We start from the raw sequence: 20230 nt of genomic DNA on the forward strand, positions 1-20230 counted from the left end.
ACAATGATTAAATTTAATTTTGAAAACATAAAAATTGCTGGTATTGCTGTTGCAGTGCCCACAAAGGAAGTAGAGATCGACAGTTTTGCTGCGATATTCGGAGATGAATCAGTTCAGAAATTCAAGAAAATGACTGGCGTCAATAAACTGCATTATGCAGATGAAAATCAGACAGCTTCTGATTTGGGGTATGTAGCTGCCAGACAATTGATGTTGGAAAAGGCTATTGATCCTTTATCAATAGATGCATTGGTTTTTGTTTCTCAGTCACCAGACTATAGAATCCCTGCAACAGCAGGTGTACTTCATAAGCGTCTTGGTTTAACAAAAGATTGTCTTGCCTTTGATATTAACCTGGGATGTTCCGGATATGTTTACGGTTTGCAAACAATTTGTTCTTGTATGCAGACATCTAATATAAATAGAGCCCTACTTATTGTGGGAGATACTTTAAGTAAACTAGTTTCCCCTGAAGATCGTTCTTCTGTAATGTTGTTTGGTGATGCTGGTTCTGCAACACTACTGGAAAAAGAAGAAAATGCTCCTGAAATTAAAGCTTCAGTTAGAACAAGTGGGGAAGGATATGGAGCGATAATCATGCATGGCGGTGGCTATCGCAATCCTACTGCAACTAGTGAACGATATATGTGGGAAGATGGGAACGTTCGTTCTGATAATGATTTATTTATGGATGGAACTGAGGTCTTTAATTTTACTATTTCAGAAGTGCCAAATCTTCTTAAAGAGTTTTTGGAATCTGAAAATTCAATTCCAGAAGAGTATGACTGTTTGGTATTACATCAAGCAAATCTCTTTATTCTGAAGCAAATTGCGAAAAAAATAAATTTTCCAATGGATAAAGTACCTATCTCTATCGATGCCTATGGCAACACAAGTGTAACCTCGATACCCCTTACACTTGCCAAAATGTATGGCGGGGGATATACGAAGAATGAAATCAATTCTCTTATGTGTGGGTTTGGTGTTGGATTATCTTGGGGAGTAGTTTCGGCTAAGATAAATGTTTCTAATATTTTACCTATCATTTACACGGATGAATACTTTCCAGCGGGAGGATTCAAACGTGATTAATCCAATGGATCTAACTGGTAGACATATACTAATAACTGGTGCGTCACAAGGTATTGGTAGGATGGCTGCAATTCAAATTAGTAGGTTGGGAGCTAAAGTGTCTTTAGTCGCTCGTAATGAAGAGAAACTTCGAGAAACTTTAGATATGTTAGAAGGCGATGGACATGCTTTATATTGTTTTGATCTGAAAAAGGTTGAGGAAATTGAGGAGTTAATTAAGCAAATAGTTACTCAATGTGGTGCTTTGAACGGAATGATCCACAGCGCGGGAATAGCAACTATGCGCCCACTTGCAATGACAACGAGTGACTTTTTACATGATATGATGCTAATTAACTTCTACGCATATGTGGAATTAGTGAGATGTATTTCAAAAAAAAAGAACTATATCGCAGGCGCGAGTTTTATTGGAATGTCTTCAATAGGTAGTCAGTCTGGTGATAAGTCGAAAGTCGCTTACTGTGCTACAAAAGCAGCTATGGATGCAGCGACTAAAAGTATGGCTGAGGAACTTGCACATAAAAATATAAGAGTAAATACAGTAGTTGCTGGATTCATAAAAACAGATATGTACAAAATGTTTGTCGAGAATGCAGGTGAAGACGCTGTTGGTTCTCACGTTTTAAGTAGACAGTATTTAGGGATGGGTGAGCCACTAGATATAGCAAACGCTATGGCATATTTATTAAGTGATGCATCAAAATTTATTACTGGCACAGGATTTATAGTTGATGGTGGCTATTTATCATAGGGTAATTAAAAAGAAAAATTAATAAACGGAGGTAACAAAATGACAAATCAAGAGAAAATCACTTTATTAGAAGAAATGATGGAGCTAGATTCAGGCACGCTTAATGAGGATATCGCTTTAACAGATATAGAAGAATGGGATTCGATGGCAGCTCTTTCCTTGATCGTTGTAATGGATGAGAACTTTAATAAAAAACTGTCTGGTGCTCAGATTAAGGGTTTTAAGTCAGTACAAGATATACTTGATTTTATGGAATAAAGGGAGTTTTTGTATAGGTGCATCGTTAGTTACCTACAAAATTAGCGGTGCACAAATTTAGACTTTATAGTCTTAACAAGTTTGGAGTTTTATTCAGTGATTAAATTGTATTTTGAAGAAACAGAAAATGCGAAAGCGCACTCGGAAATGATCTGCAGACGGATTTTAGGCAAATATTTAAACACAGATGGTGATAACCTCATAATACATAAAGCGGAATTTGGAAAACCATATCTAAGAGACTACCCAAAAGTTCATTACAATATATCTCACACAAATGGAGTATTAGTTTGCGCCATAGCCGATGAGCCAGTGGGAGTAGATATTGAAAACATTAAATCTTTCAATAGACTTATTGTGGAACGTTTTTTCACAAAATCGGAGCAAGATTATATCTTAAATAATGAAGAAGACCAAGATGAGAGATTTGCATTGATATGGACTAAAAAGGAAGCTTATGTTAAATGGATAGGTAAAGGCTTATCTATACCATTCGAGTCATTTGATGTACTGAATAACAATGGATTTCCTTATATATATAGTTTCTTGTATGAAAAAAACTGTATTTCAATATGCGTTAAGGAATCTAAATTAATTGATCGATGTGATCTCTTAACGTGTTAAAAATAGTAATTCTGATAAGAAACTTGATCACTAGGTTAGCTAAGATCAATAACTTTAAATATAAAAAAAGGTGACGATAAAATGTCTAATGAACGGATTTTCCTATCTCCGCCTCATATGAGTGGGAATGAAATGAAGTACATACAAGAAGCGTTCGATACTAACTGGATTGCTCCGTTAGGAACAAATGTAGATAAATTTGAAGAAGAATTATGTAAATACATTGGAATGGAGCATGGATTGGCATTATCTTCTGGTACAGCTGGAATTCACTTAGCTCTAAAATATTTTGATGTTGGTCCTGGAGATTATGTATTTTGTTCTGATTTAACTTTTGCAGGAAGTTGTAATCCAATTTTATATCAATACGCTAATCCAGTGTTTATTGACTCTGAACCGGAAACTTGGAATATGTCTCCGATTGCTTTAGAGAAAGCATTTGAGTGGGCTAAAAAAGAAAATAAAATGCCTAAGGCAGTTATTATAGTAGATTTATATGGACAAAGTGCCGATTATGATTCTCTACTTCCGATTTGTGAACATTATGGAGTTCCGGTTATAGAAGATGCAGCTGAAGCGCTTGGTGCTACTTATAAGGGTAAGAAATGTGGATCTTTTGGGCATATTGGCATTTTCTCCTTTAATGGTAACAAGATTATTACCACATCAGGTGGTGGCATGGTCGTTTCCAATGATGAAGAAGCAATAAAGAAAATGCGTTTTTGGGCTACACAGTCAAGGGAGCCTGCAAAACATTATGAGCATAAAGAAGTTGGTTATAACTATCGGATGTCTAATATTTGTGCTGGGATTGGGCGGGGACAACTGCAGATGTTAGATAGTTTTATAGAAAAGAGAAGACTCAACAATGAACTTTATAATACTCTATTAAATAAAGTTCCAATTATTCCCATGCCTATCTCAAGTAATGGTGAATTGAATTATTGGCTATCTGTATTTACTGTTACTAAGGATAATCTTGATATTCGTGAGAAAATTCTTTATCAATTAGAGACTGAGAATATAGAGGCTAGACCTGTATGGAAACCTATGCATATGCAACCTTTATTTAAGAAAAATTATTATTTTAGTCATAGTAATGATATATCAGAGAGTTTATTTCAGTCAGGAATTTGTTTGCCTTCTGGTACTGGAATGTCAAGTCGAGACGTAGAAAGAGTAGTTAATACTATAAATGAAACATTTAAAGCGGTTATAAGATGAAAGTACTAATTATAGCAGGATATACGCCTTCACTTATTAACTTTAGAGGAGATCTAATAAAGGCTATTGTCAGAGAAGGGCATGAAGTAATTGCTGTAGGTCCAGAACTTGGTTTTGAAAAAGAAATAGAGGAACTAGGAGCTAGATTTGCACGACTACCGATTGTTAGAACGGGTACTAATCCATTAAATGATATTCTGCTTTTAAAGGAAATTTTTAAATTAATGAAAAAAGAGGACCCGGATTTAGTATTTAATTACACGATAAAACCAGTTATATTTGGCTCTATAGCAGCACGTTTATCGGGTGTCAAAAATATTTATTCAATGCTTACAGGATTGGGTTTTGTTTTCGTAGCTAAAGGAAGAAAAGCATTTATTCTTAAGGCAATAAGTAAATTTCTATACGGGATTGCATTGAAGAGTTGTAATAAAGTGTTATTTCAAAATCCGGATGATTTAAATGAATTTGTATCTAATAAGCTAGTTAGTAGGAGTAAAACAGTTCTTATAAATGGTTCTGGAGTCAACCTTGAATATTTTTGCCCAAAGCCACTACCTAAGGAAATTTCATTTCTAATGATCTGTAGAATTATCAAGGATAAAGGGGTTTTAGAGTACTTACAGGCGGCAGATATGGTGAAAAAAATATATCCTAGAGCGAAATTTTCATTAGTGGGACCTTTTGATGTTAATCCTAATGCTTTGGCATTTGAGGACATAAAACCTTACATAGATTCTAAAGTTATTAACTATTTAGGAGAGACTAAGGATGTTCGGCCATCTCTAGAGAGTGCGTCTGTGTTTGTTCTACCTTCTTATAGAGAAGGTACTCCTAGAACGGTATTAGAGGCAATGGCAATGGGAAGAGCGATTATAACTACAAATGCTCCTGGGTGTCGTGAAACAGTAGTTGATGGTCTAAATGGCTTTTTGGTTCCCGTTAAAGATGTCGAAAGTCTTGCTAATTCAATGATTTATTTGATAGAGAATCAAAATGATCTGAAGAGCAAAGCAAAGGAAAGCCTTAATATATGTAGACAGAAGTACGATGTAAATAAAGTAAATGATAGTATAATAAAACATTTAGGACTGGAATCTTGATCGATTTATAAAATTGTTTGGAGGACTTATATGACTTCACTATACGAGGGTATTAGAAGCAAGGAAGAAAAAATATCGATTATTGGACTTGGTTACGTAGGTATGCCGCTCGCCATAGCTTTTGCTAAAGTAGCAGATGTTATAGGGTTTGATATTTCACGTAGTAAGGTAGAGGAATACATACAAGGAATCGACGTAACCAAAGAGGTAGGAAATGAAGAAATAGCCAAAACATCAGCATTTTTCACATGGGAAGAAAGATACTTGAAAAATGCAAAGTTCCACATAGTGGCAGTACCTACACCTATAAATAAGGATAAAACTCCTGATCTAACACCACTTATCTCTGCTAGTAGAACGTTGGGGAGAAACCTTACCAAGGGCTCAATTGTCGTTTTTGAATCTACTGTATATCCAGGTGTGACGGAGGATATATGTGTACCAATATTAGAGGAAACTTCCAATTTAAAGTGTGGTGTTGATTTTAAAGTTGGCTATTCCCCAGAGAGAATTAATCCAGGAGATAAATTACATAGGCTTGAAACAATTGTAAAAGTAGTCGCAGGGATGGATGGGAATTCATTAGAACAAATCTCAAATGTATACAGCATGGTTATAGAAGCAGGAGTGTACAAAGCGGAAAGTATCAAAGTTGCTGAAGCAGCAAAGGTAATTGAAAATTCACAAAGAGATATCAACATAGCCTTTATGAATGAGCTCTCAATAATATTTAATAAACTAGGGATTGATACGGAAGCTGTTTTAAAGGCAGCAGGAACCAAGTGGAATTTTTTGAATTTTAGTCCTGGGTTAGTAGGGGGCCACTGTATTGGCGTGGATCCATACTATTTGACTTATAAAGCAGAAGAAGTGGGTTATCATTCACAGATCATATTATCTGGGAGAAGAATAAATGATGGAATGGGTAAGTATGTTGCCGAGAACGTTGTTAAAAACCTTATTACAGCAGATTTGTCCATACATGATGCAAAGGTTGCGATATTAGGTTTTACATTTAAGGAAGATTGTCCTGATACAAGAAACAGCAAGGTTATTGATATAGTCAATGAATTAAAAGAATACAAAATAAATCCGGTTATTTATGACCCAGTTGCAGATAGTTTAGAAGCAGAACGAGAATATGGGATAAAATTCACGGATATTAGAGATATAAATAATATGGATGCAATTATTATAGCGGTATCACATAAACAGTTTTTGGATATGAATTTAAATGATTTTGATAAACTATTTAAAAAGGTAGACAATAACAAAAAAATAATTATCGATGTAAAGGCAGTACTAGATCGAAGAGAAACAGAAAACTTAAATTACCGTTATTGGAGATTATAAAAATGGGATATAAAAATTTGGAGTTTCCTATAGGTAGTAGATTTTTAGTTACTGGTGGAGCTGGATTTATTGGTTCTAATTTATGTGAAGCTATTTTAGATATGGGATATTTTGTGAGATGTCTAGACAATTTTTCTACAGGAAAGAGAGAGAATATAGCTCCTTTCTTAGAAAACCCCTTATTTGAACTTTTAGAAGGGGATATTAGAGATTTGGATACTTGTATGCATGCATGCAAGGGTATTGATTTTATTACACACCAAGCGTCATGGGGAAGTGTACCAAGGAGTATTGAAATGCCACTTCTTTATGAGGAAATTAACATAAAGGGTACACTAAATATGATGGAAGCTGCAAGACAAAATAAAGCAAAGAAATTTGTTTATGCATCTAGTTCTTCAGTTTATGGTGATGAACCAAATCTTCCTAAGATTGAAGATAGGGTAGGTAAAGTATTGTCTCCTTATGCACTCACTAAAAAAGTTGGTGAAGAATATGGAAGACTGTACACTCAGATATATGGTCTAGAAACAGTAGGATTTAGATATTTTAATGTCTTTGGTAGAAGACAAGATCCACACGGTTATTATGCTGCTGTCATTCCTAAATTTGTAAAAGCACTATTGAATAATGAGATTTCTACTATAAATGGTGATGGAGGACAGTCAAGAGATTTTACTTATATCGAAAATGTAATAGAAGCAAACTTAAAAGGGATGCTTGCTCCTAAGGAGGCTGCTGGCGAGGTTTATAATATTGCTTTTGGTGGTAGAGTGTTCTTGGTAGATTTGTATAATAAGCTATCTGAATTGTTAGAAAAAGATATCCAACCTAATTTCGGGCCAGACCGAGCTGGTGATGTTAAGCACTCGAATGCAGATATATCTAAAGCGAAAAAACTTTTAGGATATAATCCGGATTATGATTTTAATTCTGGTATTGAATTGGCAGTGAGTTGGTATAAGGAGAACTTATAAAAAATATGCAAATAATAAAGATCCTATGGGGGAAAAATGAAAACTTACATATTTGTAAGGAATATAAAGTACCGTCCGAGTACTTTTTATAGAATATTTCAATATTTAAATCATTCTGGATTAACTAGTTATGAACTGGTAGAATTTGAATCGAATTTATTCTATGAAAAAAAAACAAAAAAACGAATTGTGAATTTATTTTATATGCTGATATATTCTTTAATACCAGGATATATTCGTAGATTAAAAGCTCTTATGAAAATATCTAATAATAAAAGTAAATATAAAATAATAATTCAAAGGGAGTGTTTTCCTAGAATAATAACTCCACTAGGAAAATTGTTGTTAACTAAAATACTGAAAAATGCTTATGAAGTATATTGGGACCTAGATGATAATATTTTTGATTCTAAAGAAATATCGAAATATGAAGAAATACTTTTAAATAATTATGCCAAAACCATTATTGTAGGTAATGATTTCCTTAAAAGTAGAATAATGAATGAAAAAAAAGTGGTTATTTTAAACACTACAGATATTATGATGGAAAATATAGATTTAAATATTGTAAATAAAGAAAGAAAAAAATCATTTTCACAAGAAATTATTTTAATTTGGGTGGGAACAAAAAGTAACATTGAGTTTTTGAAAAATATAATACCTCAGCTAGAAGTTTTGGCTAGACTGGTTGAGAATAAAAAAGTTAGGCTCAAAGTTATTAGTAATATCGAATTAAGAACTACAACTAAATACTTGATTGTTGAAAATATTAAATGGAACAGAGACTTGGCGTTTAAAGAAATGTTAAATTCACATATTGGTTTAATGCCTCTAACTGAGAATGAATTTACATTAGGCAAATGTGCTTTTAAAGCAGTTCAAGCAATAGGGTGTGGGTTGCCTGTAGTTGTTTCAAATGTTGGTATGAATAAGGAAGTAATTAAAAAAGGTAATGGAGTTCTAATAAATGACAACTCCAGTTGGGATGAGGCAATAATTTCTATTGTTTCGAATTTTCAGGACTGGGAAGAAAAATCATTATTATCAAGGGAACTATGGTTGCAAGATTTTAACTCCAAAAATAATCGAAAATTTTTATTGGATTTATTAATTTAGGTTTTAGTATTCATATATATCGATTCAAGGGAAGGATAAATTGTGCTAAATTACCAAAACCAGAAAAAAAGTAAAATATCAAGATATGTTTGCAATGGTTGTAATACCAGTATTGACCGGATTATCCGCATTTTTGATTGCAAATGCTACTAATCTTTATTGACTCAAATTTGATTTTGTTTGGTTACCTTTACTGCCAATAGGTGTTATAAAACATTTCTCATTAATTCAGAATAGATTATATTGTAATGGAAATGGAGGGATGATATATGTTTAACAACAACATTGCGATATTGTTGTCCACATATAATGGAGAAAAATATTTAGCGGCCCAATTGGAATCTTTATTGAAACAATCTTATAAGAATTGGGTTTGTTTTATAAGAGATGATTATTCAATTGATAAAACAGTTGATTTAATAGAAAAGTATACTAAAAAATATCCATGTAGATTTCAGAGAGTAATTACTAGTGGAGAAAATTTAAGGCCATGTAAAAGTTTCTTAGAATTATTAGTACAAGTGGATTCATCTTTTGATTACATTATGTTTTGTGATCAAGATGATGTGTGGGATGAGAACAAGATTGATATTTCGCTTAAGGTGATGAAAGAATCTGAAAACAAGATTGGTATTGATACGCCAATTCTAGTTCATAGTGATTTAGAAGTTGTTAATGAGAATCTTGAATTGGTTAGTAAATCAATGAAACTAGATCAGAAAGTTAATTTTAAATTTAATGAAATTAACTATTTAGTCATTCAAAATATTGTCACAGGTTGTACAATGATGATAAATAAAGAGTTGAGAAATCTAGTAAAGAATATTCCTAATAATGCAGTAATGCATGATTGGTGGTTAGCTATACTAGCGAGTTGCTTTGGTGAAATTGTATTCATTGATAAACCATTAATTAAGTATAGACAGCACAATAATAACAGTATTGGTGCAAAAAAAATTAATGTTATTAATTCTATAATGAAACTAAAAAGAAATAATTTAAACAAAATCTACAATGATTATATAAATATGATGGAAAAGAGCTTTAAACAAGCAAAAGAGTTTTTTGAAATTTATAAGACTGAGTTAGATCAGGAGAGTTTAGATGTCTTAGACTGTTTTTTGTCTGTTAAGAATAAAAATAGATTTAAAAGAACGTATCATTTGAGGGAATTCAATATAAAAGGACAAAACCATTTAACTAATGTATTTTACAAAACTATAATTACCATTATGTAATTTAAAGTTAGCAGTGTGAATTTGCTATAGAATGTTGAGGGCAAAGAGTTGAATTATAAAGTTGTGAATTTCATGAAAAATTTTTCGTACACTCTAACATCAAATTTTGTTTCTTTAATCGTCTCGACTTTGGTAATATTAGTAATTCCAAAGCTTATTGGTATAAACGAGTATGGGTATTGGCAACTTTATATGTTTTATTCTTCATACGTTGGTTTTTTGCACTTTGGTTGGAACGATGGGATTTATCTAAGATACAGTGGTAAAGAATATAACGAACTAGATAAACGATTATTTTTCTCGCAGTTTTATATGCTACTCTTACTCCAATTAATAATTGGAATAGTAATAATTAGTATTTCAGCTTTGTATGTTTTTGATGTGAATCGAGTATTTATTATTAGAATGGTGACAGCTTGTTTATTATTAGTCAACCTCAGATTTATGTTACTTTATATCCTACAAGGCACAAATAGAATTAAAGAGTATGCACAGATTACAATGATGGATAGAATACTGTACTGCTTCCTCATTACTGTATTTTTAGTGTTTGGTGTAAGTAATTATAAATTAATGATATTAGCTGACTTGATAGGCAAATTATTCTCTTTGTTATATGCAATGTATTGTTGCAGGGATATTGTATTTCGTAGAATTTCGACTTTCTACTTTAGCTGGAGAGAAACCGCTACTAATTTAAACATTGGGATAAAATTAATGTTTGCGACTATAGCAAGCATGTTTATTATAGGGGTAATCCGTTTCGGAATAGAACGATCTTGGGATGTGTCAACTTTTGGAAAGGTATCTCTTACATTAAGTGTGTCTAATCTCTTGATGTTATTTATTAATGCTGTCGGGATAATAATGTTTCCGATTTTACGGAGAACTGATGAAAAGAAACTGTCACATATTTATGAGACTATGAGAACCATTTTAATGGTATGTTTGTTGGGTGTTCTAATAATATATTATCCATTTAAAGTAGCTCTAACAGCGTGGCTTCCACAGTATGCAGATAGTTTAAAGTTCATGGCTATTGTGTTCCCTATGTGCGTTTATGAAGGTAAAATGTCACTATTGATAAATACATATCTAAAGACATTAAGAAAAGAAAAATTAATGTTGAAAGTTAATATAATAACACTAGTACTTAGCGTTATAATTACCATTTTAACTACAATAGTATTTAAAAATTTGAGCTTAGCAATATTGTCTATCGTAATACTCTTAGCATTTAAATGTATATTGTCTGAAATTCTATTATCTAAAATATTAAAGATTTCAATCTGTAAGGATATACTAGTAGAATTATCTATGACCATTATATTTATATTGTCAGGATGGATGTTGAATTCATGGTTATCAGTCATAATATATGCCATGGCATATGCATTGTATCTAGTTGGGAAACGAAAAGATATTTCTGGCACAATTAAAAATGTGAAACACTTTATAAAGATATGATATGAAAACTTTTATCCAGCGAAACAAGAGGAGTGAGGACATTTTGAAAGGCATTATCCTTGCAGGCGGTAGCGGCACACGTCTATATCCATTAACAATGGTTACAAGTAAACAATTACTCCCCGTTTACGACAAACCAATGATTTACTATCCTCTATCCACATTAATGCTAGCAGGCATTAAAGACATTTTAATTATCTCAACACCGGAGGATACACCTAGATTTGAAAGTCTACTAGGTGACGGTTCTCAATTCGGTATCTCATTACAATACATAGTTCAACCAAGTCCAGACGGTTTAGCTCAGGCTTTTATTTTGGGTGAATCTTTTATCGGTGATGATTCGGTTGCCATGATCCTTGGAGATAATATCTATTATGGAAATGGAATGCGAAAGATGTTGCAGCGTGCTTCTTCTAAAGAGCAAGGAGCAACAGTATTCGGATATCATGTACAAGATCCAGAGCGATTTGGTGTTGTGGAATTTAATGAAGATGGAAAAGTATTGAGCGTGGAAGAAAAACCGGCTCAGCCGAAATCTAACTATGCGATTACTGGTTTATATTTTTATGATAATAGAGTCATTGAGATTGCTAAGAATGTTAAGGTCTCTTCACGTGGGGAATTGGAGATTACCTCCATTAATGAAGCTTATTTAAATCTTGGTCAGCTTGATGTGGAACTTCTAGGTCGGGGATTTACCTGGTTAGATACCGGAACTCATCAAAGTCTTGTCGACGCAACTAATTTTGTACGGACTATTGAAGATCATCAAGGAATCAAGATCGCTGCTCCTGAGGAAATTGCATATATTAATGGATGGATTACCAAAGAACATTTGTGGAATTGTGGGGAGAAGTTGAGTAAGACTGGGTATGGTCAATATTTGATGAAGGTAGCTAAAGGTAAAATACAATACTAATAACTGAAAGTGTGGCAGCGATGAAAATTATAGAAACCATATTGCAAGGCGTATTAGTCGTTGAGCCAGCTGTTTTTGGGGACCACCGAGGTTGGTTTATGGAGACATATAGTGGAGCTAAGTTCAAAGAGCACGGTATTGACATGGATTTTGTACAAGATAACCAATCTTACTCTGCGACTAAAGGAACATTACGTGGTTTGCATTATCAATTACATCCTAAAGCACAGACAAAGCTGGTTCGTTGTACACGTGGTGCTATTTTTGATGTAGCCGTAGATATCAGAAAAGGTAGTCCTACTTATAGTAAATGGTTTGGCATTGAACTGAGTGCTGAGAATAAGAAGCAACTGCTTATTCCAAAAGGGTTCGCTCATGGATTCATGACGCTAACAGTAGACGTAGAGGTTCAGTATAAGTGCGATGAGCTTTATGCCCCAGAATGTGATGGGGGTATTCTGTGGAATGATCCTTCTATTGGCATCGAATGGCCTATTCATGTTACACCGGTACTGTCTGCCAAGGATGAGAAGGCGCCTTTATTAAAAGAGGCTAATTTGAACTTTACTTATGATAACTAATGTTAAACAAATAGATCGGGGTGCATTCATTGAGTAAGCAAAAGATGCTGGTTACGGGTGGTGCCGGATTTATTGGAGGCAACTTTGTACAGTATATGATAGATAAATATCCACATTATGATATTGTGAATTTGGATTTGCTAACTTATGCGGGTGACCTAACGAAGCATAAGGATATTGAGTCCAAATCGAATTATCGGTTCGTTCAAGCTGACATTGCTGATCGTGGGGCAATAATGTCTCTTTTTGAGTTGGAGAAATTTGATTATGTTGTCCATTTCGCTGCAGAGAGCCATGTGGATCGCTCAATTACTGATCCTGCGGTATTCGTTCGTACAAATGTTATGGGGACACAGGTACTACTGGATGCAGCAAAAAAATTCGGCATTACTAAATTCCTCCATGTCTCTACGGATGAAGTGTATGGCGAACTCGATTTCGATCCTACTGTATTTTTCACAGAGGAAACGCCTTTGCAGCCGAACAGTCCTTATAGTGCAAGTAAGACTGCGTCAGATTTGCTAGTGCGAGCTTATTATGAGACCTTTGGTTTACCAATGAACATAACGCGCTGCTCGAATAATTATGGGCCTTATCATTTCCCTGAAAAATTGATTCCACTAACGATCTCAAGAGTATTAAATGACGAGAAGGTCCCTGTCTATGGCGATGGAAAAAACATTCGTGATTGGCTCCATGTCTGGGATCACTGCGCGGCCATTGACCTTGTTGTACACCAAGGAGTAAGTGGTGAAGTTTACAACGTAGGTGGTCATAATGAGAGAACTAATCTTGAAGTAGTTAAGACGATTATCAGTACCTTAGGGAAATCTGATGGTTTGATTGAATTCGTAACAGATAGATTAGGACATGATAAACGCTACGCCATTGATCCAACAAAACTTGAGAATTTAGGTTGGAAGCCAACTTATACTTTTGAGACAGGAATTGCTCAGACGATCCAGTGGTATATTGATAATGCTGACTGGTGGCAACAAATCCTTAGTAACGAATCGCATAAGTGATCCATGAGTAACTTATCTATTAAGAAAAGAAAAGGTAAATTAATTAATAGGAAATTTGTCCTTTTCATATGCTTACTATTGTTGATTATTGGACTCTTTAGTGCAGGCAGCTTCTTAGTTCTATCTGAATCTCCCAAACAAGCCGATGTAATCATTGTACTTAGCGGAGGCCAAGGCCGTGTAGAACAGGCAGCTGAGTTATATAAAGCAGGCTATGCTCCTTATATAATTCTTTCCAATGCCAAAGAGTCAACGAGTAAATCGGGTGACATGGTCCAAACCGCTCTTAAACTCGGAATACCGAAGGATTTAATCTTTACCGAGAACGCAGCCGAAAGCACTTACCAGAATGCAGAGTTTACTCTCCCTATAATGCAGGAACACGATTTTAAATCTGCGATTGTTGTTTCATCGGATTTTCATATGCGGAGGGTTAAGTTTCTTTTTGATCGTGTGTACAAAAAATCAAAGATTGAGCTTACGTATGTAGGATCTCCCTCAGTTTATAATGCAGAGCGCTGGTGGAGTGATCGTAAGAGTCGGGAAACAACGTTTAATGAGTATGTGAAAATAATCGGAAATACTTTCGGCTACAATGGGCCGGAGGCAAAAAGTACTCTTGATCAGATTAAAAATTGGTTTCGCTAGTTAATGCAGTATATTTATTTTATAGCCTATTCTAGGAAAAACGGACACCTTCAAAAGGGATCAATTCTATATAGGTATAAGTACCTTAACCCGACGATTGTATTCGTCGGGTATTTCTAAGTTTAGAGGGTTCCATCCTAACATTTATTTAAGTTGAGAATTCTATGAAGTGAAATAATAACTTACAACTACTCCATGCACTAATTCGTACAATATTATTTTCGTGCTTCAGCTTATTTAATGTCTATTAATATGGCCTGAGATTTTATTTATGCATGATCCATAGGTATATTACCAAAAAAATATCCACTAGTCAGTTACCCAGAATTACTATGATCCAACTATGATCTTATTCAACATTTTGTATATAATTTAACTATATAAACTGGTATAATCTTGTTATTCTGCCTAAAAGGAGCCTCGTAATGAAGCATAATTTAATACCATTTTTATTTATACTAGGTATTCTAATTCCTACATCTATCAACCGAGAAATGACGAATGCATTCGTTTTTGGTGGTTGCACTCTCCTTCTCTTATCTTTATTGTATATTTTGGACAAACAAAAGAATATCCCGATCAAATCTTTTTACATCCTTCTATTAATAAATAGTTTGCTTTTTATATTTACCTTAACTTCTTATTTGACTGAATATCGCTTCGGTAATTCTCTATATTTTTTAATGTTGACTTTGATCTTTCTTCTTGACTTTAATGGCTTGGAAGCCAATATTGATAAATACAGAAAGTCTTTACAGATTGTTAATCTCATTTTGATTACATTTTCAATATCAATTATTTTTAACTTCACTCCAGTCGTGAATTTTTTACATAACTGGTTTTCAGCTTTTTACATAGAACTATTGCCAAATATGTTTGCCCAAAGAAAGCCAGTCTCAACGTTTGGAACACACTCTATTGCTGGTTTTTATTACTTTATTTTGTTTATACTTAACTTTATTACTTACTATTTTCTGAAAAGAAAAATTCATCTTTTTATAAGTTTGTTTTATATGGTATTCTTGTACAACATACAATCAAGTACCTCATTGGTTTATTTTCTTGGTTGCTTTTTAGCAATAGCCTTTCTACTTTTCAAGAAAAGCAAGCATGTATTCTTTATGAGTACGGTAATATTATCAATAATTATAGCTGTTAAATTTAACGATATAACTATTTTTCAAAAGGTAAATGATAAGCTTTTTTCAACAAATAATGGGTTGTTAGTTAGGTATTCTACAACTGGTACGCTAAATCAGAACATTAAATACATAACCCATAACCCTTTCAGTGGAATAGGGTTTGGATATTCTAGTACATACCAATATGTTGACTCAGGTATTGTTGAATACGCTCTCCGAGGATCAATTTTCACCTTGTTAGCCATATTTTTAGGATTCTATCAGTTCCTTAGAAGAAATTTGACAAAGAGCCTTTCAATTTTCATATTTGTTTTGTTCCTATCATTTGAAATTGGATTTTCAAATTTAATTTATTTCAGAAGTTTGTTTATCCTCCCTTTCATAGTTGCCTATTTGAATAAACTTATTAACAAAGACATCTCGGTGATTTGAGGTGTCTTTTATTAAATTTGTTATTTTATTCTAGTTGGTCTATGAAACTCCTCCAATTTCACTTGGTCTCCAATGATCCTTACTTGAAGCTTAACACCCGATTTTTAGCCTTTGAGCCCAAGACGGCCGTCTCAGTCCTACAGTAATGTTATTGGAATCAACGATCAGGAGCTCTTTCAGAATACCGCGTACTCGCCGCGTCTTTCGATTGCATAGCCCGATCAAGTGTTTCAGCAAACGCTTGAATAACTTAAAAGGAACGTCCTTGGTTTTTTTCGATAGGGTCGAGTGATCTACAGAACATAGTTAACAAGGGCCATCGGCTGTTCTCCGTCCAATACCCCTCCCACTGTTGGAAGGTGGCTTCGCCCAAAAAAACTACGTTTGTCCGTTTCACTAACCTTGTTAAGAGCTTCTCCCAAAGGGGTACTAAGGGCAAGGAAGGAGGAGGGTCGTATTCCTTCAACTAAAACAGGATTCCCTCGGAAAAGAGGATTTATTTTTATAGTGATAAATGGCAATGCCGCACTGTGGAACGAAACTGAAGCGGCATCATACAGCTTGGCATAAATATGTGAATAGGCTTAACGGAATCTTTGATATCTGGAATATGGCCTATGCCTGTCCAAACCCCGAGTGCCCGTATCTCTGATCCTATTTTCGATCTGCCGAAGCAGACGTGATGGTGATGAAACACACCTCTTACGGTTTCGACATCCTTGCCCTCGTTGGCGAACTTCGATTCGTTTGGCCATATCCAGTCTGTGGCCTGAAGTGCTCTGTATTGCCAGTACCATTTTCTCAAAGATATTGCCAAACCCGTCATGGATCTGGACCGAAGACTGGGATTAAGAAGAACTTGCGCGGGATTCGCCAATTGGAAAAGTAGATTCAGCCTGAGGTTTCCGAAGATGCTGCCATTGCTAGAGACGATCTGGCTGCGGAGCGAGCTGTCTTGCTCGAAGATGGGAATCTACCTCTAGATCTCCCGAGTATTCGGTTTACGAACAAGCCTTGGCGATTCTGAATCAACCTCAACGAAGCGCTAAAAAAGGGGGTTCACCTACAGCCAGAAACTACAGAAGTTGTTTGAAAAACTGGACGACTTCCCTCGTCATACGAGAAGGTGGAGCAATGTTTAAAGCTTTTAAAAGATGCTGCGCATATTTTCAGTGCGCCAGAGCCGCTAATCGCTGACTGTGTTCGCGGGCTATTATACAACATACCTGCAAAGGACCAATAATGACCATGAACGATTCTTCCACCGAACCCAAATACGTCACTGTCGAATGACCGGACTACGTAGCTGGAATCTCTACATCTGGCGTAGGTGAGAATTTGTTATTTGGGTAGATGACGTTTTAAACAAGAGAATATGCTGAAACGGTTGAGCTGTGTAGTCTACGAAAAACTATTTCCACGAACGAAAGTTTGGGAATTTCGACTTCTCGAAGGTACAAAGCGTCTTTCCTTCCGCTGAGATACTAAAACTCATTTAAATCCTCTAGAAAACTATGTATGCTTGTTAATTAGACAGACGTAGAAAAAATCATATACCATAGACTTATTTTCGACATTATATAGTTCAATTCTTCGAGGATAGGAAATATTTTTTCTTTGGGAAAATTGCAGAATATTCGATAATGAAGTGGAATTTTTCATGAGGTTGCCTCGTTTCGGATGTTTGTAGGGGTACACTTTACCGAATGAGATAGGGTTATATGTAATATTCGAGAACTGCGAATCATGATCTGTTCCCATTATATGCAAATTAGAATTGATAATTTCCAACCTCACTTCCACCAACTAATAATTAATCACAAAATAACCCATCCTAACCGTAGCGAACCTGCGGTTTTTTATTTATAATAATTATTATCTGGATTTCATAAAGCGTTCAAAAAATCTGTAAAAAGTCGTATTTTCGTGTGATATACTTAACACAGTGTTTTGAGATGTTGTGAAAGTGAATATTATGTAAAAATATTCTTTAATATAACTGTATTACAGTAATGAATAGAGACTAGGATGGTGAACTATCGATGCACATCGTCGTCGTTGGCCTGAATTATCGTACGGCTCCCGTGGAGGTAAGGGAACAGTTTGCTTTTGCGGAGAGTGATCTTCCGGCAGCGCTTCATCAACTGATGAAGACGAAGGGTGTGCTGGAAGGGGTCGTAGTAGCCACCTGCAACCGTACGGAAATTTATGTGGTCATGGACCGCCTTCATATGGGAGGTTATTTCCTCCGCGGCTTTATGGAGCAGTGGTTTGGAGTGAAAAACGAGCAATTTGCACAGCATATGTATATATATGAAGACGAGCAGGCGATTGCGCATTTGTTCCGCGTGACCTGCGGCCTGGATTCCATGGTGATTGGCGAGACACAGATCCTGGGACAGGTACGAAGTTCTTTTCTCACAGCTCAGGCTGAGGGTGTAACTGGAACTTGGTTCAATCGGTTATTTAAACAAGCTGTGACACTCGGCAAAAGAGCACATAGTGAAACGTCAATCGGCGAAAGCGCAGTATCTGTCAGTTATGCGGCAGTGGAGCTGGGCAAGCGGATTTTTGGCATGTTCACTGGTAAAAGAGTGCTGATTCTCGGCGCCGGTAAAATGAGCGAGCTCACTGTAAAGCATCTATATAGTAGTGGTGCGGCTGAGGTGATTGTCGCTAACCGTACGCTGTCGCGTGCGATTGAACTGGCAGAGAAGTTCTCGGGTAAGCCAAGCACGATTGAAGATGCGCTAAAAACTCTTAATGAGGTAGATATCGTGATCAGCTCAACGGGAGCTGACGGCTATGTACTTTCGGCAGATCAGGTAGCGAATGCTATGAAGCGTCGTCCTTCGCGGCCGCTTTTTATGATTGATATAGCTGTACCCCGTGATATTGATCCTGCAGCGGCTAATGTGCCAGATGTTTTTTTGTATGATATTGACGATCTGGAGGGCATTGTGGAGAGTAACCTGGAAATGCGCCGGAGTGAAGCTGCGAAGATTGAAGTGATGATCGGTGAGGAAATGGATGAGTTCCAGCTGTGGCTTAAGACACTTGGCGTGAGACCGGTAATCCGGGCGCTTCAGGATAAGTCGAATGCGATTCATGAGGAAACGATGGAGAGTCTGTTCAATAAGCTGCCTGAGCTGGACGAGCATCAGCGCAAGGTGATCCGTCGTTTGACCAAAAGCATTGTGAACCAAATGATGCATGATCCAATCAATGTAATTAAAGAGATGTCCGGTGGCAAGCAGGGGAATGAAGCTCTTGATTATTTCTCCAAAATCTTTGCGCTACAGGAACAGCTCGAATCTAATTCAGATGGCGGAGATTCCGCCCCGGTTAAGCAGTCTAGTTCCACAGAACGTACTGCCGGTAGCGGCGATTTTTCTGTGCCTAAGACGGTGCTTGCTCCGGCAGGCCTGTTGGGTAGGTGAGTGATATGCAACTGCTGAACGGAATATATGATGCCGCTCTGCTGCTATATGCCCTGAGCCTGCTGTTTGTTTTCTCGGATTGCCTTTATCGCAACCCGAGTGGGAAGCGGTTAGGCACGGGGCTTCTTGTTGTTGTGGGTCTTTTGCAAGCTGCAGGACTGGGGATTCGTTTCTCTCAGGAGAAGGGACTGCCCATTTTCACGCCCTATGATTTCTTGTTCTGGTTTGCATTTAGTATTGTGCTGACTTCGCTTGCGGTGGCTTTCACACGTGGAGGCGAGTTTACGATTCTGCTGCTTAGTGTGGCTGGATTCTGTGTTTTTCTCCTAAATCGGGTGTGGCTGACGGCGGGGGGACATACGCTTGAGACTTGGAGCTCGGTGTATGGCTGGTTGACAATGCATGTGATTTTGGCCAATTTGAGTTTTGCTGCACTGACACTTGGGACGGTATTTGCAATATTGTACTTATTCCTGCACACCAGACTCAAAAGCAAGCAATGGAGTGATCGGATTCGTCGTTTGCCGAACTTGGAGACCACAGATAAATATTCTTACACCGCTATTCTAGTGGGGACTCCTTTGCTGGCAATCTCTCTGGTGGTGGCTAGCTTATCTATTGTTTCTGAGGGACGGACACTATTATTGAAGGATTTAAAAGTACTAACGACACTTATTGGCCTTGGAATTTACATATTTTATATTATCTTTAAGAAATCCGGGCGGAAAAGTGGAGTAAGTATGGCTCGCTGGGCGATTTTAGGATATGCTTTTACTATCTTGAATTTTTTGTTGAATTCTTTGTCTGGTTTTCACGGTTGGAGCGGGGAGTGAAGAG

18 protein-coding genes are annotated in these 20230 nt (G+C 36.0%); 17 read left to right on the forward strand and 1 reads right to left on the reverse strand.

Going from position 1 to position 20230, the window contains the following annotated elements; translation table 11 throughout:
• The first annotated feature begins 3 nt into the window (after nucleotides 1-3).
• The 15 genes from MKY52_RS15055 to MKY52_RS15125 all read left to right on the forward strand — a co-directional run bounded on the left by MKY52_RS15055 (nucleotide 4) and on the right by MKY52_RS15125 (nucleotide 14379).
• The gene (locus MKY52_RS15055; protein WP_340972520.1) at nucleotides 4-1092 is read left to right on the forward strand and encodes a 3-oxoacyl-ACP synthase III family protein; all 1089 of its coding nucleotides are present in this window, start codon (nucleotides 4-6) and stop codon (nucleotides 1090-1092) included.
• Nucleotides 1085-1843 (forward strand): SDR family NAD(P)-dependent oxidoreductase, encoded by a 759-nt coding sequence (locus MKY52_RS15060; RefSeq protein WP_341052101.1) that lies wholly within the window; start codon nucleotides 1085-1087, stop codon nucleotides 1841-1843. The genes MKY52_RS15055 and MKY52_RS15060 overlap by 8 nt, the downstream gene beginning before the upstream one ends.
• Nucleotides 1844-1882: 39 nt before the next feature.
• The gene (locus MKY52_RS15065; RefSeq protein ID WP_340972515.1) at nucleotides 1883-2101 is read left to right on the forward strand and encodes an acyl carrier protein; all 219 of its coding nucleotides are present in this window, start codon (nucleotides 1883-1885) and stop codon (nucleotides 2099-2101) included.
• Nucleotides 2102-2197: 96 nt separating this feature from the next.
• Nucleotides 2198-2725 carry a 4'-phosphopantetheinyl transferase family protein gene (locus MKY52_RS15070; protein ID WP_341052102.1) on the forward strand — a complete coding sequence of 176 codons (528 nt, stop codon included), beginning with the start codon at nucleotides 2198-2200 and terminating at the stop codon, nucleotides 2723-2725.
• 81 nt (nucleotides 2726-2806) lie between these two features.
• Nucleotides 2807-3949, forward strand: a complete 1143-nt coding sequence (locus tag MKY52_RS15075; RefSeq protein ID WP_341052104.1) for a DegT/DnrJ/EryC1/StrS family aminotransferase — start codon at nucleotides 2807-2809, stop codon at nucleotides 3947-3949.
• A complete protein-coding gene (locus MKY52_RS15080) occupies nucleotides 3946-5052 on the forward strand; it encodes a glycosyltransferase family 4 protein (protein ID WP_341052105.1) in 1107 nt (368 codons plus the stop codon). Before MKY52_RS15075 ends, MKY52_RS15080 begins: the two co-directional genes overlap by 4 nt.
• 30 nt (nucleotides 5053-5082) lie before the next feature.
• Nucleotides 5083-6405, forward strand: coding sequence for a nucleotide sugar dehydrogenase (locus MKY52_RS15085; protein WP_341052107.1), 1323 nt, complete (start codon nucleotides 5083-5085; stop codon nucleotides 6403-6405).
• Nucleotides 6406-6407: 2 nt separating this feature from the next.
• Nucleotides 6408-7382, forward strand: a complete 975-nt coding sequence (locus tag MKY52_RS15090) for an SDR family oxidoreductase (protein WP_341052109.1) — start codon at nucleotides 6408-6410, stop codon at nucleotides 7380-7382.
• A gap of 36 nt (nucleotides 7383-7418) precedes the next feature.
• Complete coding sequence (locus tag MKY52_RS15095; protein ID WP_341052111.1) at nucleotides 7419-8498, forward strand: glycosyltransferase; 1080 nt, start codon at nucleotides 7419-7421, stop codon at nucleotides 8496-8498.
• A gap of 269 nt (nucleotides 8499-8767) precedes the next feature.
• On the forward strand, nucleotides 8768-9736 hold the full coding sequence (locus MKY52_RS15100; RefSeq protein WP_340972497.1) for a glycosyltransferase family 2 protein: 969 nt from the start codon (nucleotides 8768-8770) through the stop codon (nucleotides 9734-9736).
• Between the two features lie 501 nt (nucleotides 9737-10237).
• The gene (locus MKY52_RS15105; protein ID WP_340972495.1) at nucleotides 10238-11203 is read left to right on the forward strand and encodes a hypothetical protein; all 966 of its coding nucleotides are present in this window, start codon (nucleotides 10238-10240) and stop codon (nucleotides 11201-11203) included.
• Nucleotides 11204-11246: 43 nt separating this feature from the next.
• Nucleotides 11247-12125, forward strand: coding sequence for a glucose-1-phosphate thymidylyltransferase RfbA (gene rfbA, locus MKY52_RS15110; protein WP_341052113.1), 879 nt, complete (start codon nucleotides 11247-11249; stop codon nucleotides 12123-12125).
• Nucleotides 12126-12145: 20 nt separating this feature from the next.
• Nucleotides 12146-12706 (forward strand): dTDP-4-dehydrorhamnose 3,5-epimerase, encoded by a 561-nt coding sequence (rfbC, locus tag MKY52_RS15115; protein ID WP_341052116.1) that lies wholly within the window; start codon nucleotides 12146-12148, stop codon nucleotides 12704-12706.
• 29 nt (nucleotides 12707-12735) lie between these two features.
• Nucleotides 12736-13731, forward strand: coding sequence for a dTDP-glucose 4,6-dehydratase (gene rfbB / locus MKY52_RS15120; RefSeq protein WP_341052117.1), 996 nt, complete (start codon nucleotides 12736-12738; stop codon nucleotides 13729-13731).
• Between the two features lie 3 nt (nucleotides 13732-13734).
• Nucleotides 13735-14379 (forward strand): YdcF family protein, encoded by a 645-nt coding sequence (locus MKY52_RS15125; protein ID WP_341052119.1) that lies wholly within the window; start codon nucleotides 13735-13737, stop codon nucleotides 14377-14379.
• A 2076-nt stretch (nucleotides 14380-16455) separates the two neighbouring features.
• Here MKY52_RS15125 and MKY52_RS15130 read toward each other — a convergent pair.
• Nucleotides 16456-16758 carry a hypothetical protein gene (locus MKY52_RS15130; protein ID WP_341052122.1) on the reverse strand — a complete coding sequence of 101 codons (303 nt, stop codon included), beginning with the start codon at nucleotides 16756-16758 and terminating at the stop codon, nucleotides 16456-16458.
• A gap of 1237 nt (nucleotides 16759-17995) precedes the next feature.
• Between MKY52_RS15130 and hemA the strand changes: the two genes are divergently transcribed.
• Nucleotides 17996-19393, forward strand: a complete 1398-nt coding sequence (hemA, locus tag MKY52_RS15135) for a glutamyl-tRNA reductase (protein WP_076286482.1) — start codon at nucleotides 17996-17998, stop codon at nucleotides 19391-19393.
• Between the two features lie 5 nt (nucleotides 19394-19398).
• Complete coding sequence (ccsA, locus tag MKY52_RS15140) at nucleotides 19399-20226, forward strand: cytochrome c biogenesis protein CcsA (protein WP_076286483.1); 828 nt, start codon at nucleotides 19399-19401, stop codon at nucleotides 20224-20226.
• The last annotated feature ends 4 nt before the right edge of the window (nucleotides 20227-20230 follow it).

The sequence above is a fragment of the Paenibacillus sp. FSL P4-0184 genome, from assembly GCF_038004625.1.
Taxonomy (GTDB): domain Bacteria; phylum Bacillota; class Bacilli; order Paenibacillales; family Paenibacillaceae; genus Paenibacillus_AQ.

Excerpts from the sequence above, each read along its gene's own strand:
- MKY52_RS15055 (WP_340972520.1), top strand. The coding sequence starts at position 4 with ATGATTAAATTTAATTTTGAAAACATAAAAATTGCTGGTATTGCTGTT.
- MKY52_RS15065 (WP_340972515.1), top strand. The coding sequence starts at position 1,883 with ATGACAAATCAAGAGAAAATCACTTTATTAGAAGAAATGATGGAGCTA.
- MKY52_RS15075 (WP_341052104.1), top strand. The coding sequence starts at position 2,807 with ATGTCTAATGAACGGATTTTCCTATCTCCGCCTCATATGAGTGGGAAT.
- MKY52_RS15080 (WP_341052105.1), top strand. The coding sequence starts at position 3,946 with ATGAAAGTACTAATTATAGCAGGATATACGCCTTCACTTATTAACTTT.
- MKY52_RS15085 (WP_341052107.1), top strand. The coding sequence starts at position 5,083 with ATGACTTCACTATACGAGGGTATTAGAAGCAAGGAAGAAAAAATATCG.
- MKY52_RS15090 (WP_341052109.1), top strand. The coding sequence starts at position 6,408 with ATGGGATATAAAAATTTGGAGTTTCCTATAGGTAGTAGATTTTTAGTT.
- MKY52_RS15095 (WP_341052111.1), top strand. The coding sequence starts at position 7,419 with ATGAAAACTTACATATTTGTAAGGAATATAAAGTACCGTCCGAGTACT.
- MKY52_RS15100 (WP_340972497.1), top strand. The coding sequence starts at position 8,768 with ATGTTTAACAACAACATTGCGATATTGTTGTCCACATATAATGGAGAA.
- MKY52_RS15105 (WP_340972495.1), top strand. The coding sequence starts at position 10,238 with ATGATGGATAGAATACTGTACTGCTTCCTCATTACTGTATTTTTAGTG.
- rfbC (WP_341052116.1), top strand. The coding sequence starts at position 12,146 with ATGAAAATTATAGAAACCATATTGCAAGGCGTATTAGTCGTTGAGCCA.
- MKY52_RS15125 (WP_341052119.1), top strand. The coding sequence starts at position 13,735 with ATGAGTAACTTATCTATTAAGAAAAGAAAAGGTAAATTAATTAATAGG.
- hemA (WP_076286482.1), top strand. The coding sequence starts at position 17,996 with ATGCACATCGTCGTCGTTGGCCTGAATTATCGTACGGCTCCCGTGGAG.
- ccsA (WP_076286483.1), top strand. The coding sequence starts at position 19,399 with ATGCAACTGCTGAACGGAATATATGATGCCGCTCTGCTGCTATATGCC.